Source organism: Candidatus Methylobacter oryzae, assembly GCF_003994235.2.
Taxonomy (GTDB): domain Bacteria; phylum Pseudomonadota; class Gammaproteobacteria; order Methylococcales; family Methylomonadaceae; genus Methylobacter_A; species Methylobacter_A oryzae.
On the sequence record NZ_RYFG02000004.1, the window covers coordinates 247 to 14625 of the forward strand.

Here is a 14379-nt window from a genome sequence, read left to right on the forward strand (position 1 = left end):
GAAATATTGATAGAACAGGAATTAGATAACATTAAGTATGCTATTTATGGGGGGCAACGTCTTCTATTTTCCATACTTGCTAGCTTTGCGATTGTTATTTTAATTAAATCGAGAATAGTTTTTGCTGATTTGATGTCTGGTAATGATAATTTATATGCGTTAATGGCAATGTGTTATTTAGCAGGTTTTAGCGAGACACTTATTCCTAACGCACTAAAAAATCTAGAAGAAAAGAACGGAAAAAAAATCATGACATGGCAAACACATACCACTGAATCGATTTTGTAGCCGAAGGAAAATGAAGTGAATATTTTAATTGTAGAAGACAACCCAATTATTCAAATGCTCCATAGTGAGCTGATGAGTCACTGGGGCTATGATTTCGATATGGCCTCAAACGGCATTGAGGCCATTGAACTCGCACAGAAAAATAACGGCAAATATGATTTTTGCTTGATGGATGTTGAAATGCCCAAAATGAACGGAATTGAAGCGACAAAGGTCATAAGAAAAGTCGCCAATTATTTTCCGATCATGGCCTATACGAGCAATCATGATTACAAAAAAGCATGCTTTGAAGTGGGAATGGATGATTTTGCACTGAAACCCTGCCCTTCCGACGAGTTATTTTATAAAATCAATGCGTTATCAATAAAGCTATATAATCTGATAACCAAGCCAAGAAATTTTGCTATCGAAGAGGCGATGCCAATGGACAAAAAACATGCGGATGAACTGCGGAATCTTGCTAAACAAGGGTTATGCAAGATAAATATACGAGGAGTCGGCGATCACGACCTGACTGTTGTTGTGCATAAGAATGTACCTTACAAAATCTCGAATGATTTTATCGGGAATGGTGATGAGGTCTCTGTTTTCCTTGATCGTTCTACCGACAGGCCGGCGGAGTGCCACTTATATAAATCAAGCTGCCCGATGCCAACCGTCTTTTTGATGGATGACGAATTCGAAGAAAAACGAAAAGCAGAGGATGAGTTATTGGAAAATTGCGCAGCCATGGTTGTTAAAAAAACTAAGCCGTAATACCCTGAGCGGGACGGTGTTTGAAACCCGGTTCCTAACGTTTCAGCAATTTCCAACTTAAAGAACAAGCTTAACGGATTCAAAACATTTTGATCGGGCCAACATGCCCCGGACAGCCCACACTGTGTTCTTTCAACAAAACCTGTCGCAGAGGAATTAATCATGAAATCAACCTGGATACTCGTTTCCGATAACAGCCGCGCTCGCATTTTTACTGCCGCCACGCCCTCTTCTGCTTTGGAAGAAATTGAAGACTTTTCTCACTCGGAAGGTCGCTTGCTTGACAGGGAAATAACGACCGACCTGCCTGGAAAAATCAAAAGCGCCGATGGCGGCGGACACGCGTTTGAGCAGCCTACCGATCCGAAAAAACACGAAGCCGACGTTTTTGCGCATCGCGTTACCCGGCATCTGGAGGATGCGCACAACGCAAACAAGTTTGAACAATTATTGATTATCGCGGAACCGTCTTTTCTCGGCCTGCTGCGGAATCATTTGTCCGAACAGGTAAAAAGACGGGTCTGTTTTGAACTCGATAAAAATATCACTACCCATAGTTCCGCTGATATTCGCCAACACCTTCCGGAACATTTACCCAATATTTGATAAGCGAGTCCCGCGGGTGGGCAAGCTTTTTTGCCCACCGTGCACGCTAAAACTCCTACGTTTTGCGTTCATCCTACCGTGGTATTATGTGAATAGTTACTTAAAATTTAACCTCAAACCCTTAACCAGAGCGATCGTTTAACGCTGTAAGGCGGCTGTTTCACGGCGCTAACAGACAATGCGCAACATCAGATATATAACCATTGCCCTAACACAACCGGCACAATAGATTGACTTCACAAGGACTAGTCATAGAAAATAGCTGGCCTAAATTTCTAATTATTAGCCAATTACGCATGGATAACAGCGTCTCTCCGCAAAATAACCTGGTTTCTGTTCAAAACTTGTCGTTCTCCCGCGGCAACAAGAAGATATTCGACGATATTTCGCTGGAATTCGAGCGCGGTAAAATTACGGCTATCATGGGGCCAAGCGGGACCGGCAAAACGACTTTGCTAAAATTGATCGGCGGGCAACTGTTTCCCGAGCAAGGCACTATTATTGTCGACGGCAACAATGTTCACCGCTTACGTAGATCGGAACTTTACGACCTGCGTAAACGCATGGGCATGTTGTTCCAAAGCGGCGCGCTGTTAACGGATATGAGCGTATTCGATAACGTCGCTTTTCCGTTACGCGAGCATACCCATCTTCCCGAATCGATGATTCGCACGCTGGTGCTGATGAAATTGCAGGCAGTGGGCTTGAGAGGCGCGCGCAACCTGATGCCGAACGAGCTTTCCGGCGGTATGGCCAGGCGTATTGCATTGGCTCGGGCTATTGCGCTGGACCCGATGATGATCATGTACGATGAGCCTTTTACCGGACAGGACCCTATTTCCAAAGGCGCATTGGTTCACCTGATCAAATCGCTGAATACTATCCTGGGCCTGACCAGCATCATGGTTTCTCATGACGTCCAAGAAACAGCAGCCATCGCCGATTATATTTATGTGATTTCGGAAGGTAAAATTGTCGGCCAAGGCACTCCGAAGGAAATCGAACAATCCGATTCCGACTGGGTACAGCAGTTTATGACCGGCGCCGCCGACGGTCCGGCGCATTTTCATTATCCGGCGAAAGATTATGTCGATGACTTGTTGTCGACAGGCAGACGTTATTGATTTGCCTTGCACCTTTTACCTTGAACCTTAATTTATGATTGAACTCCTACAGCAATTGGGCAAAAACACCCGCACCGGTTTCACCAAGCTTGGCCGGGGCACGTTTTTCCTGCTCCAGACTATTGCCGGCATACTCAGCGTACTGCCACGTCCCAGGCTGTTGCTTAACCAGATGTATTCGGTCGGCGTGCTGTCTTTCTTGATTATCACTATCTCAGGACTGTTTGTCGGCATGGTTTTGGGCCTGCAAGGCTATTACATCCTTTCCGATTTCGGCGCAGAGGAAACATTGGGCGTCATGGTGGCGGCCTCGCTGGTCAGGGAACTTGGACCCGTTGTTTCAGCGCTGCTATTCGCAGGCCGGGCAGGTTCCGCGCTAACGGCGGAGATTGGCCTGATGAAAGCAACCGAGCAATTGTCCGGCATGGAAATGATGGCCGTCGACCCGATCAAACGCATTATCTCCCCTCGCTTTCTGGCCGGATTATTATCGATGCCTTTATTGGCTGCGCTATTCAGCGCGGTAGGAATCATCGGCGGACAAATGGTCGGCTCAGGCATGCTGGGCGTTGACGAGGGCGCTTACTGGTCGCAAATGCAGGCCAACCTGGATTTTCAGGATGACATTGTCAATGGCGTGATCAAAAGTATTGTGTTCGGTTTTGTCGCCTCGTGGATAGCCCTGTTCGAAGGCTATGACGCGATCCCAACTTCCGAAGGTGTCAGCCGGGCTACAACACGTACCGTAGTCAATTCAGCTTTTAGTATTTTAGGTTTGGATTTTATCCTGACCGCACTGATGTTTGGAGATAATTAACATGCAACACACCAATACCCAGGATACGCTGGTCGGACTTTTTGTCGCCTCAGGCATTGCCGGGTTGTTTTTTCTTGCCTTACAAGTGAGTAACTTAAGCTCTTTTACCGAGCATGACAGTTATACGGTTACAGCCCGTTTTGAAAACTCCGGCGGCCTGAAAGTCAAATCGCCGGTTTCATCGGCCGGCGTTAAAATCGGTCAAGTCAGTTCAATCACTTTCGACCCTAAAACCTACGAGTCCGTTGTCAAACTGAGCATTGACAAACAATACAACACGCTGCCCGATGACACTACCGCCAGCGTTTTCACTGCCGGCCTGTTAGGCGAGCAATACGTCAACCTGGAAGCGGGCGGTTCCGAAGAGTATTTAAAAGATGGCGGAAAAATCGAAATTACCCAATCGGCCATCATTTTGGAAAAGGCGATCGGCCAGTTCCTGTTTAAATCCGCGGAAGAAAAAAAGTGAGCCGTCTGAACATCATTAAAGAAGGTCCCAGACACTTTGTGATTGACGGCGATTTAACTTTTGCAACCATCGACAAGCAAACGCTTAAATCATTTTCTTTCTTGAAATCGGCGTCCGAAGTGACCATTGATCTCAGCGGCGTTGCCAATACAGACAGTGCGGGACTGGCGCTAATGATCGAATGGATAAAATATGCCCGGCAAAACAGGACGCAGTTAAGCTTTAAAAATATTCCCGAGCAATTGCTCAACCTTGCAAAACTCAGCGGTTTCGATCAATCGAGCCATTTTGCAGTTCAAACCGATTAATAACAGCAACTAAAGATCAAAAGCCTATCTTTAGTTCTTAACCCTTAAACCCTTAGCCTTAATTTATATGGATAAACTCATTATTACCGGCGGCGCAAAACTCTCTGGAGAACTGCGTATTTCCGGCGCAAAAAACGCCGCCCTGCCGATTCTGGCAGCTACATTACTTTCGGAAGCGCCGGTCAGCGTCGGCAACATACCGCATCTGCACGACATTACCACGACCATGGAACTGCTGGGCCGCATGGGCGTGCATCTGACCGTTGACGAGAAGATGAATATCGAAGTCGATTCCAGTACGATCAACAGCTTTGTCGCACCTTATGAGCTGGTCAGGACCATGCGCGCTTCGATATTGGTGTTGGGGCCTTTAGTTGCCCGATTCGGCGAAGCCCATGTGTCATTGCCCGGCGGCTGCGCTATCGGCTCGCGGCCGGTCGATATTCACCTTAACGGCCTGTTGAAAATGGGGGCCGATATCACTGTCGAAAACGGTTTTATCCATGCTAAAGCCTCTCGACTGAAAGGCTGCCGTCTGGTCCTCGAACAAATCACCGTTACCGGCACGGAGAACCTGCTGATGGCTGCCGTGTTGGCCGAAGGCACGACAATTATAGAAAACGCCGCGAAGGAACCGGAAGTCACCGACTTGGCTCACTTCCTTAACAAAATGGGTGCCAAAATCACCGGCATAGGCACCGACGTGCTGACCATTGAAGGCGTTGAAAAGCTGGGCGTTGAAAGCATCCACTACGACATTCTGCCCGACCGGATCGAAACCGGCACCTATTTGATTGCCGCCGCAATTACCGGCGGCAGCATCAAGCTGAAAAACACCCGTCCGGATATTCTGGACGCTGTGTTGGAAAAACTGGTTGAAGCCGGCGCCGATATAACCACCGGCGAAGACTGGATCAAATTGGATATGCACGGTAAAAAACCCAAGGCAGTTTCGGTGCGCACCTCGCCCTACCCTGCCTTTCCAACCGATATGCAGGCTCAGTTTACCGCGATGAATACGATTGCCGAAGGCGTGGGCACGATTACCGAAACCGTGTTCGAGAATCGCTTCATGCACGTTCAGGAGCTGATGCGCATGGGCGCCGACATTAAGCTGGAATCCAACACCGCTATCTGCACAGGCACTGCAAAGCTGACCGGCGCACCGGTTATGGCGACCGATTTAAGAGCGTCGGCAAGTCTTGTAATTGCGGCACTGGTGGCCGAAGGCGATACACTGGTCGACCGCATTTATCATATTGATCGGGGTTATGATCATATTGAAGAAAAACTCTCTCAACTGGGCGCAACGATTCGCCGCGTGCCAAGATAAGGTAAGACTATGATTACTATTGCCGTATCTAAAGGCCGAATTTACGAAGATGCCCTGCCCTTGCTGGCGGAGGCCGGCATCACGCCGATTGACGACCCGAAAACCTGCCGTAAACTAATTCTACGAACCAGCCGCGACGATGTTCAATTGGTTATTATCCGCGCAACCGATGTGCCTACGTTTGTCGAGTACGGCGCTGCCGATATGGGCATCGCCGGAAAAGACATCCTGTTGGAGCACGGCGCCGAAAGTTTGTACGAGCCGCTGGATTTAAATATCGCCTGCTGCCGGCTAATGACGGCAGCGCATAAAGATGCGCCGCCGATTGCCGGACGCGTTCGCGTTGCGACCAAGTACGTGAAGATAACCGAACGCTATTTTGCCGGCTTGGGCATACAAGCTGAAATCATTAAATTGTACGGCTCAATGGAACTGGCGCCGCTGGTCGGCCTGTCCGATTGCATAGTCGACTTGGTCGATACCGGCAATACGCTAAAGGCCAATGATCTTGAGCCTCGCGATTTGATCATGAACATCAGCTCAAGATTGGTCGTCAATAAAGCGGCGATGAAAATGAAGCACCAGGCGATTCAATCGCTGCTGGATCAGTTTGAGAAGACGCTGGCGAAAAGAGTTTAGTAATTCATTTTTGTCCACGAAAAACACGAAAGACACGAAAAACGCATCGTTTCCACGCTCTGCTGACATTCGAGCATTGCGTTTACTATAGAGCCACAAGCTGAGCGAGGTACACTGCCCCATTCGAAACGTTTTGCATTGGTTAAGCCCAGCTATTTTGCTTAGACATAGCGGAAACGTTAAATCTGTAATAAATCCACTTTTGGTGCCTTTCGTGTTTTTCGTGGACAACACATAACATCAATACACTCTAAAATTTTGGTTATCTTATGTCCGACATAAATATCACCCGGCTCGATGCCTCGTCAGCTGATTTCAACCGGCAATTAAAAGATTTGCTGGCCTTTAACGAAACCGACGACCTGGAAATTCATCAGCGCGTTTTGTCTATCATTGCCGAGGTCCGCAAAAACGGCGACCAAGCGGTGATTGAATATACTAACCGTTTCGATCATCACTCCGTTACCCAGGCTTCAGAATTGCAATTGTCCGTGGATGCCCTTAAATCAGCATGGAACAACTTAGCGCCTGAGCAAGCACAAGCTTTGCAAACAGCCGCCGACCGTATCCGCGCTTATGCCGAACACCAAAAAATGGAGTCATGGCAATACACAGAGGCTGACGGCACCGTTCTTGGACAGAAAATTACTCCGCTAGACCGCGTAGGACTTTACGTGCCCGGCGGTAAAGCAGCCTACCCTTCGTCAGTATTGATGAATGCGATACCGGCCAAGGTCGCCGGTGTCGGCGAATTGATCATGGTTGTACCAACACCGGGCGGCGAAACCAATCAACTGGTACTGGCAGCCGCCTATATAGCCGGTGTGGACCGTGTATTTACGATCGGTGGCGCGCAAGCTGTTGCCGCGCTGGCTTACGGCACGGAAACTATTCCCGCCGTGGCAAAGATTGTCGGACCAGGCAACATCTATGTAGCTACTGCTAAAAAACTGGTCTTTGGACAAGTCGGCATTGATATGATCGCCGGACCTTCGGAAATCCTGGTTATTTGCGACGGCAAAACCAATCCCGATTGGATTGCGATGGACTTGTTCTCGCAAGCCGAACATGACGAAAATGCCCAAGCCATATTGATCAGCCCTGATGCGGCTTATCTGGACGCTGTCGAGCAAAGCATCAACAAATTATTGCCGACGATGGAACGTGCCGAAATCATCAAAACATCGCTGACTACGCGAGGCGTGATGATCAAGGTCGACGATTTAAATGCGGCGGCCGATGTAGTTAACGTCATTGCGCCGGAGCATCTGGAACTTTCCGTTGAAGACCCTGAAGCTTTATGTAAAAACATCCGCCACGCAGGCGCTATTTTCATGGGCCGTTATACCGCCGAAGCCTTGGGCGATTACTGTGCGGGACCGAACCATGTTTTGCCGACATCCAGCACGGCACGTTTTTCATCGCCGTTAGGTGTTTATGATTTCCAAAAACGTTCCAGTTTAATCAACTGCTCTGAGGCCGGCGCGGATATGCTCGGTAAAACCGCATCCATCCTGGCCCGAGGCGAAAGTCTGACGGCCCATGCGCGATCGGCGGAATTCAGGATAAAAACAGACTAAAGCTGAGTTGAGCAGCTTGCCTGCGCAAACGAAACTTATGCCCTTTGGGTATAAAAACAAGCTAAAAGCCAATGCGTCTACTTGGCGATGAATCAACAGACACCGGCAAAGTAGATACGCCGCACCGCATGGATGCAGGCGCTTGCCGGGGCAAAACGGATTTGACCAATCAACGTAAAATCCGTTTCAATCCGTCGAAATCCGCGTTATCCATGTTCTAATTCCTTAACTGTTTAAAACCGAATCTATGCCAATTACCTCCATTTTCCGCAAAGAAGTCTTAGCAATGTCCGCCTATAAAGTTGCGGACGCCACCGGTTTGATCAAACTAGATGCGATGGAAAACCCTTACAGCTGGCCTGAAGATATTAAGAAAAGCTGGTTGGAAACGCTGAAAGACTGCCCGATGAATCGCTACCCCGACCCTGAAGCCAAGCATCTGAGCGCAACGATTAAACGCTTAAACCAGATACCTGAGCAATTCGACGTGTTGTTGGGCAACGGCTCGGATGAAATCATTCAATTACTATTAATGGCGCTGCCGGCAAATGCCTGCGTGTTGGCGCCCGATCCCGGTTTTGTGATGTATAAACAGCTAAGCCTTTGCTTGGGGCTAAACTACCACGGCATTCCGTTGCTTGCCGACAGCTTCGACCTGGATTTACCCACCATGCTGGACGCGATAGAAAAATACCAGCCTTCGGTTATTTTCCTGGCCTATCCTAACAATCCCACCGGAAATTTATTCTCCGAGTCGTCGATCAGAGAAATTATAAAAGCCGCCAAAGGCTTGGTGGTGATTGATGAAGCTTATGCGCCTTTTGCCAATGCCAGTTTTATCGACAGCCTGGAGCAATACGACAACCTGCTGGTCATGCGTACCGTATCGAAACTGGGTTTGGCGGGTTTGCGCCTCGGCTACATTGCGGGGGCTCCGGAAATCGTCGAGCAATTGCATAAAATCCGCCTGCCTTACAATATTAACTGCCTCACTCAAATAAGCGCGGATTTCGCTTTGTCTAACAAAGACTTGTTCGATCGGCAAACGCAACAGATTTGCGCCGAACGATCGATTGTTTTTAATCAGTTGAATAACTTAGACGGCATTACCGCCTATCCCAGCGCCGCCAATTTCATCCTGTTTAGAACCCCTGAAAATCGTGCCGGCGAAATCTTCTTATCGATAAAACAACAAGGCGTTTTGATTAAAAACCTTAATGCGCAAACCGGCCTATTGACTGACTGTTTGCGGGTAACTGTAGGCAAACCCGAAGAAAACGCGGCTTTTATTGCCGCGTTAACAAAAAGCCTAGCTACTTTATAAATAGAGATATTATCTTATCAAGCTATCAAATATACGTCATTTGCATACAAAAACTTAGCAGCTCCAGCGATACTCAATAGTAAACAATATTATGTAATATCATAGGCTTGTATACCGCCTATCGCTTTAAGCTATTTTTTATGACTACCAAATCCTAAAACCGGCGGCATAAGCACTTCAAATCTTATAAGCTCTAATGGTATATTGGTAGTATAAAACAATGCGCCCTTAAGAAGCGCAGACTAATATCAGGAGAGTTCTATAATGAATAATAAAGGCGTCGATCAGTCCAAACGCCAGTTTTTGACCTCGGCCTTGACCGTGGTTGGCGCAGTCGGCACAGGATACTTAGCTGTTCCTTTTCTTGCTCAAATGCAACCTAGCGTAAAAGCCATGGCTGCCGGTGCTCCTGTTGAAGTTGACCTGAGCAAAATGGAACCAGGCCAATTAATCAGGGTCGCATGGCGAGGCAAGCCGGTCTGGATACTCAACAGAACGCCTGAAGTTCTTGAGACGCTAAAAACACTGGATGATGAGCTGAGAGATCCTCTTTCTCAGGAATCCATTCAACCGGAGTCCAGCAAAAATCCGGCACGTTCTATCAAACCGGAAATTTTCGTTGCTGTTGGACTATGCACGCATTTAGGTTGCTCACCTACGTTCCGTCCCGAAATAGCTCCTCACGATCTTGGCGAAAAGTGGAAAGGCGGTTTTTTCTGTCCGTGTCATGGTTCTTGGTTTGACTTGGCAGGTCGCGTTTATCGCGGCGTACCGGCCCCCACTAACCTGGAAATTCCACCTTATCGTTATATTACCGATACCCTGTTGATTGTCGGTGAAGAGGAAGCAAGCGCATGAAACGTAGCCGCATAACTGAATGTAATGAATGGATTTTGAAGCGGTTTCCGCTAGCCAAGCTCTGGAACGAGCACATGACGCATTATTATGCGCCGAAAAACTTCAATTTCTGGTATTTCTTTGGTTCACTGGCCTTGCTGGTACTGGTTAACCAGATTTTAACCGGTATCTTTTTAACGATGAACTACAAACCGGATGCAAAATTGGCATTCGACTCCGTTGAATACATCATGCGCGATGTAAATTGGGGTTGGCTGATCCGCTATATGCACTCAACCGGCTCATCGGCATTTTTTATCGTTGTTTATCTGCACATGTTCCGCGGCTTGCTTTACGGCTCGTTCAAGCATCCTCGCGAGCTGATCTGGATTTTCGGCATGTTGCTGTTTGTCGCGTTGATGGCGGAAGCTTTCATGGGCTATCTGTTACCTTGGGGACAAATGTCGTACTGGGGCGCGCAAGTTATTATTTCGCTATTCAGCGCTATTCCCGTGATCGGCGACGACTTGTCGCTGTGGCTCAGGGGAGATTATGTTGTTTCCGATGCGACCTTGAACCGCTTCTTCGCGTTTCATGTTATTGCGGTGCCTTTGGCTTTGGTCATGCTGGTATTCCTGCATATCGTGGCTTTGCATGAAGTAGGTTCAAACAACCCTGACGGCATTGAAATTAAAGAACGTAAGGATCCATGGGGCCATCCAATCGACGGCATTCCTTTTCACCCCTATTACACCGTTAAAGATTTGGTTGGCGTAGGCGTGTTTTTACTATTTTTCGCTACTGTCATTTTCTATATGCCGGAAATGGGCGGGTATTTTCTTGAGCACGCAAACTTCATCCCTGCCGACCCAATGAAAACCCCGGAGCATATTGCTCCAGTCTGGTATTTCACACCTTTCTACGCAATATTAAGAGCAATCCCCGATAAATTTGCCGGTGTTATTGGCATGGGCGGTGCGATTGTCGTACTGTTCCTGCTGCCTTGGCTGGATCGCAGCCCGGTTAAATCAATTCGTTATCGCGGCGGCATCTACAAAAAAGCCTTATGCTTATTTGTAATCAGCTTTCTGGCTTTGGGTTATTTGGGCACACAACCCGCAACTCCGACAGCAACCGTTTTTGCGCGGATTTTTACCACGATTTATTTTGGTTTTTTCATGTTAATGCCTATCTACACTCGCTGGGAAAAAACCAAGCCAGTGCCGACAAGATTAACCAAAGCACATAGCCTTGAAGAGCAGCTACATACTCTTGAGGAACAACTGCCTGCATTGATTGAGGAAATTACCGAAGTAAAAAAACCAGCAGGCGATGAAATTGGTCATGCTGCTTTTAAAAGCTCTTTTTTCACCAGAAGACCTCGGCCTAAAGGCATAATCAACGTTATCAGCCGGTTAGCAAAAAAAGCAAAAGGGAGTCTGGATTAATATGAAAAATTTAGTAGCATTACTTTCATTGTTATTGTTGTCTTTCGGGGTTGCCGCCTCCGAAAGCGTTGAGTTGCAAAAGGCGCATATTGATCTGTCCAATAATGCTTCGTTGCAGCGGGGAGCGAAACACTTCGTGACCTATTGTCTTGGCTGTCATTCAATCAAGCATATTCGTTACCTGCGCATTGCCCTTGATACCGGCGTCGATCAAAAAATGATGCTAAAAGACATTGCGCCGGAAGGCGCAAGCATCTATGACCAACTCCACAGCGCTATGAACAAGCACGATGCGGAAAAATGGTTTGGTACACAACCACCCGACTTGTCATTAATTGCAAGATCTCGTGGCGCCGATTGGATATACAGCTACTTAAAAAGCTACTATATCGATCCCAAAAGCCCTAGAGGGGTGAATAACCTGGTTTTCGAGGATACTGCGATGCCCAACCCACTCTGGCAATTGCAAGGCGAACAGTATGCGGAACCTAAAAAAACGATATGGGGCGAATACACCAAGTTAGTTCTTAAAGAGCGGGGAACATTGTCGGAAGGTGAATTCGACATGTTCGTCAATGACTTGGTTAATTTTCTGGTATATGTCAGCGAGCCAGTACAGTTGGAAAGGCAACGTATTGGAAAATACGTAATTTTCTTCATCTTTATGTTTACAGTCGTGGCGTATCTATTGAAGAAGGAATACTGGAAAGACGTCGACTAGTCCTGACAGATGAAATAACAGGGGCACAAAGCCATACATGCCGGCGGACGAAGCACTTCGCCGTCGGCATTCCACGGTTAACAACTGTAAATAAAAACCTCGCCGATCATGTTATAATGCCTTTTTTACTGCCCTATACGTCTTAAAGAGGTTGTTATTCGTGACAAATATTACTCGTAAATCCGTCATGACGCTTTTCTCATCTCCAACATGCGCGATGAGCCACTGCGCCCGTTTTGTTTTGCACGAGAAAGGAGTTGTAGCGGACATAGAATATTATGACCCGACTAATCCTCCCGAAGACTTACTTGAGCTTAACCCCAACGGCACATCGCCAACCTTGATCGAACGCGATCTGGTTCTCTATGATTCTCGCATTATCATGGAGTATCTTGATGAACGCTTCCCGCATCCACCGTTGCACCAAATGGATCCGGTTTCACGGGCAAATGCCAGAATGCTGATCAGACGTATCGACCAGGATTGGTATCAGTTACTCGATGAAATTTTATTTTCCGGTGAGAAAAAATCAGCCCGCTCAAAAAAAATGCTCAGGGAAAGCATACTGTCTGCCTCTCCGATTTTTGCAGCGAGACCCTTTTTCATGAGTGATGAATTTTCGCTTATCGATTGCGTCATTGCCCCTCTATTATGGCGTTTACCCAGCATCGGCATTGACATATCGACGCCGAATGAAGCAATCACCAATTACGCCCAGCGCATCTTTAACAGAGCCGCCTTCAAACGCAGCCTCAGCGATGCTGAAAAAGAAATGATCGAGCCTTTGAAATAAAACCTAGCCATGACTTCTTTAAAGCCTTATTTAATTCGTTCGATTTACGAGTGGATTATCGATAACTCCCTGACACCTCATCTGCTCGTAGACGCAGAAAATACTTCCGCAATCTTGCCCCAAGAGTTTATTGAAGACGGAAAAATCGTTTTAAACATAAGACCTGAAGCAATACAGGGACTTTCTCTCGGCAACGAGGAAATTGAATTCAATGCCCGGTTCAGCGGAAAGCCCATGCATATTGTGACGCCGGTAACTGCCGTATTGGCGATTTACGCCAAAGAAAACGGCAAAGGCATGATTTTCGATCAAGAAGAACATGACGACAATGAGCCGCCACCGCCGGAAAAAAAGCCCGCAGCCAAACCGAATTTACGCATCGTAAAATAATTGAGTTATTGCTATGTCCCCGTACGCATAGCAATTTCTTAAACCTCTACGCTGTCTATAAAATATAAATTTCATAGATTTATCCTTCCTGGTTTGCCAAAGGCAAGCTTGTTATTCTGTCTTCACTACTTATAATTTTTATTATCAGCCGCTCTTTTTAGCTGTATAGTTAAAGCCCTATCTTGAAAGGCAAGCTCTTACAATATGCCCAATAGATAGCAATAGACAGATAGCCTAACCCTATCCTATGAGGTGAATCATGAACTCACTACAACAGTCTCTTATTTTATCTTTTTTCGTATCCGCTTCTTTGGCGTTACCTGTTTCCGCGGCCGATGTAAAAGCCGGGGAACAAAAAGCCGACCACTGCGCCAGTTGCCATGGTCAAAAAGGCAATAGCAGCAATGCGCAATGGCCCAACTTAGCGGCGCAATCATCAATCTACTTGGTCAATCAGCTCAAGGCCTTCAAGTCCGGAGACCGCGTCAATCCGATAATGCAACCGATGGCAAGCCACTTGAGCGATGAAGACATCAACGATCTTTCCGCTTATTTTTCCAGTCAGCAGCCGGTTAAAGCAGGGGGAGAGCCAACGTTGGCTAAAGCGGGAGAGACCAAAGCGGCTATGTGCTTAGGCTGCCATGGAGCTAAAGCGCAAGGTAACGGACAATTTCCAAGACTTGCTGGACAATATCCTGAATACCTGGAGCGGCAATTAAACGCATTTAAAACCGGTACGCGTAAAAACGGGCCGATGCAAGCTATAGCCGCCAATCTATCCGAAGCTGATTTTAAAGCATTAGCAGCTTATTTTGCGTCGCTATAACACAGCTTAGAAAACAGAAATATTTTTTACTTTCAACAGCCGTTTTAGCTCCCTATGCGGAATCGTTATTGCGAAACGACCGGATAATCATGACGATAAGAACAACGATGACGCCGGCCT

At 47.2% G+C, this 14379-nt stretch carries 18 protein-coding genes; all 18 read left to right on the top strand.

Annotated features, from left to right (window positions below):
• A partial coding sequence (locus EKO24_RS00055; RefSeq protein WP_206667180.1) for a hypothetical protein occupies window positions 1-288 on the top strand: 288 nt, incomplete at its 5' end.
• Between the two features lie 15 nt (window positions 289-303).
• Entirely contained in the window at window positions 304-1044 is a 741-nt protein-coding gene (locus EKO24_RS00060) for a response regulator (RefSeq protein WP_127029654.1), read from the top strand.
• 162 nt (window positions 1045-1206) lie between these two features.
• Window positions 1207-1650, top strand: a complete 444-nt coding sequence (locus tag EKO24_RS00065; protein ID WP_127029653.1) for a host attachment protein — start codon at window positions 1207-1209, stop codon at window positions 1648-1650.
• A 296-nt stretch (window positions 1651-1946) separates the two neighbouring features.
• Complete coding sequence (locus EKO24_RS00070; RefSeq protein WP_127029652.1) at window positions 1947-2774, top strand: ABC transporter ATP-binding protein; 828 nt, start codon at window positions 1947-1949, stop codon at window positions 2772-2774.
• A 34-nt stretch (window positions 2775-2808) separates the two neighbouring features.
• Window positions 2809-3591 (top strand): lipid asymmetry maintenance ABC transporter permease subunit MlaE, encoded by a 783-nt coding sequence (mlaE, locus tag EKO24_RS00075; RefSeq protein ID WP_127029651.1) that lies wholly within the window; start codon window positions 2809-2811, stop codon window positions 3589-3591.
• 1 nt (window position 3592) lies between these two features.
• A complete protein-coding gene (gene mlaD, locus EKO24_RS00080) occupies window positions 3593-4060 on the top strand; it encodes an outer membrane lipid asymmetry maintenance protein MlaD (protein WP_127029650.1) in 468 nt (155 codons plus the stop codon).
• Window positions 4057-4368, top strand: coding sequence for an STAS domain-containing protein (locus EKO24_RS00085; RefSeq protein WP_127029649.1), 312 nt, complete (start codon window positions 4057-4059; stop codon window positions 4366-4368). Before mlaD ends, EKO24_RS00085 begins: the two co-directional genes overlap by 4 nt.
• Before the next feature lie 67 nt (window positions 4369-4435).
• A complete protein-coding gene (murA, locus tag EKO24_RS00090) occupies window positions 4436-5701 on the top strand; it encodes a UDP-N-acetylglucosamine 1-carboxyvinyltransferase (RefSeq protein ID WP_127029648.1) in 1266 nt (421 codons plus the stop codon).
• A gap of 9 nt (window positions 5702-5710) precedes the next feature.
• Window positions 5711-6340 carry an ATP phosphoribosyltransferase gene (hisG, locus tag EKO24_RS00095; protein ID WP_127029647.1) on the top strand — a complete coding sequence of 210 codons (630 nt, stop codon included), beginning with the start codon at window positions 5711-5713 and terminating at the stop codon, window positions 6338-6340.
• Window positions 6341-6609: 269 nt separating this feature from the next.
• Window positions 6610-7920 (top strand): histidinol dehydrogenase, encoded by a 1311-nt coding sequence (gene hisD, locus EKO24_RS00100; RefSeq protein ID WP_127029646.1) that lies wholly within the window; start codon window positions 6610-6612, stop codon window positions 7918-7920.
• A 71-nt stretch (window positions 7921-7991) separates the two neighbouring features.
• Window positions 7992-8141, top strand: a complete 150-nt coding sequence (locus tag EKO24_RS22250) for a hypothetical protein (RefSeq protein ID WP_154671564.1) — start codon at window positions 7992-7994, stop codon at window positions 8139-8141.
• Window positions 8142-8167: 26 nt separating this feature from the next.
• On the top strand, window positions 8168-9244 hold the full coding sequence (gene hisC / locus EKO24_RS00105) for a histidinol-phosphate transaminase (protein ID WP_127029645.1): 1077 nt from the start codon (window positions 8168-8170) through the stop codon (window positions 9242-9244).
• A gap of 264 nt (window positions 9245-9508) precedes the next feature.
• Entirely contained in the window at window positions 9509-10102 is a 594-nt protein-coding gene (gene petA, locus EKO24_RS00110; RefSeq protein WP_127029644.1) for a ubiquinol-cytochrome c reductase iron-sulfur subunit, read from the top strand.
• On the top strand, window positions 10099-11529 hold the full coding sequence (locus EKO24_RS00115; protein WP_127029643.1) for a cytochrome b: 1431 nt from the start codon (window positions 10099-10101) through the stop codon (window positions 11527-11529). The genes petA and EKO24_RS00115 overlap by 4 nt, the downstream gene beginning before the upstream one ends.
• A 1-nt stretch (window position 11530) precedes the next feature.
• Complete coding sequence (locus EKO24_RS00120) at window positions 11531-12250, top strand: cytochrome c1 (RefSeq protein ID WP_127029642.1); 720 nt, start codon at window positions 11531-11533, stop codon at window positions 12248-12250.
• Window positions 12251-12437: 187 nt separating this feature from the next.
• Window positions 12438-13043, top strand: coding sequence for a glutathione S-transferase N-terminal domain-containing protein (locus tag EKO24_RS00125; protein WP_127029674.1), 606 nt, complete (start codon window positions 12438-12440; stop codon window positions 13041-13043).
• Window positions 13044-13052: 9 nt separating this feature from the next.
• Window positions 13053-13433 (top strand): ClpXP protease specificity-enhancing factor, encoded by a 381-nt coding sequence (locus tag EKO24_RS00130; RefSeq protein WP_127029641.1) that lies wholly within the window; start codon window positions 13053-13055, stop codon window positions 13431-13433.
• Between the two features lie 259 nt (window positions 13434-13692).
• Window positions 13693-14259, top strand: coding sequence for a c-type cytochrome (locus tag EKO24_RS00135; protein WP_127029640.1), 567 nt, complete (start codon window positions 13693-13695; stop codon window positions 14257-14259).
• Window positions 14260-14379: the final 120 nt, after the last annotated feature.

Coding starts and splice junctions, on each gene's coding strand:
- EKO24_RS00065 (WP_127029653.1), top strand. CDS start 1,207: ATGAAATCAACCTGGATACTCGTTTCCGATAACAGCCGCGCTCGCATT.
- EKO24_RS00070 (WP_127029652.1), top strand. CDS start 1,947: ATGGATAACAGCGTCTCTCCGCAAAATAACCTGGTTTCTGTTCAAAAC.
- mlaE (WP_127029651.1), top strand. CDS start 2,809: ATGATTGAACTCCTACAGCAATTGGGCAAAAACACCCGCACCGGTTTC.
- mlaD (WP_127029650.1), top strand. CDS start 3,593: ATGCAACACACCAATACCCAGGATACGCTGGTCGGACTTTTTGTCGCC.
- murA (WP_127029648.1), top strand. CDS start 4,436: ATGGATAAACTCATTATTACCGGCGGCGCAAAACTCTCTGGAGAACTG.
- hisG (WP_127029647.1), top strand. CDS start 5,711: ATGATTACTATTGCCGTATCTAAAGGCCGAATTTACGAAGATGCCCTG.
- hisD (WP_127029646.1), top strand. CDS start 6,610: ATGTCCGACATAAATATCACCCGGCTCGATGCCTCGTCAGCTGATTTC.
- EKO24_RS22250 (WP_154671564.1), top strand. CDS start 7,992: ATGCGTCTACTTGGCGATGAATCAACAGACACCGGCAAAGTAGATACG.
- hisC (WP_127029645.1), top strand. CDS start 8,168: ATGCCAATTACCTCCATTTTCCGCAAAGAAGTCTTAGCAATGTCCGCC.
- petA (WP_127029644.1), top strand. CDS start 9,509: ATGAATAATAAAGGCGTCGATCAGTCCAAACGCCAGTTTTTGACCTCG.
- EKO24_RS00115 (WP_127029643.1), top strand. CDS start 10,099: ATGAAACGTAGCCGCATAACTGAATGTAATGAATGGATTTTGAAGCGG.
- EKO24_RS00120 (WP_127029642.1), top strand. CDS start 11,531: ATGAAAAATTTAGTAGCATTACTTTCATTGTTATTGTTGTCTTTCGGG.
- EKO24_RS00125 (WP_127029674.1), top strand. CDS start 12,438: ATGACGCTTTTCTCATCTCCAACATGCGCGATGAGCCACTGCGCCCGT.
- EKO24_RS00130 (WP_127029641.1), top strand. CDS start 13,053: ATGACTTCTTTAAAGCCTTATTTAATTCGTTCGATTTACGAGTGGATT.
- EKO24_RS00135 (WP_127029640.1), top strand. CDS start 13,693: ATGAACTCACTACAACAGTCTCTTATTTTATCTTTTTTCGTATCCGCT.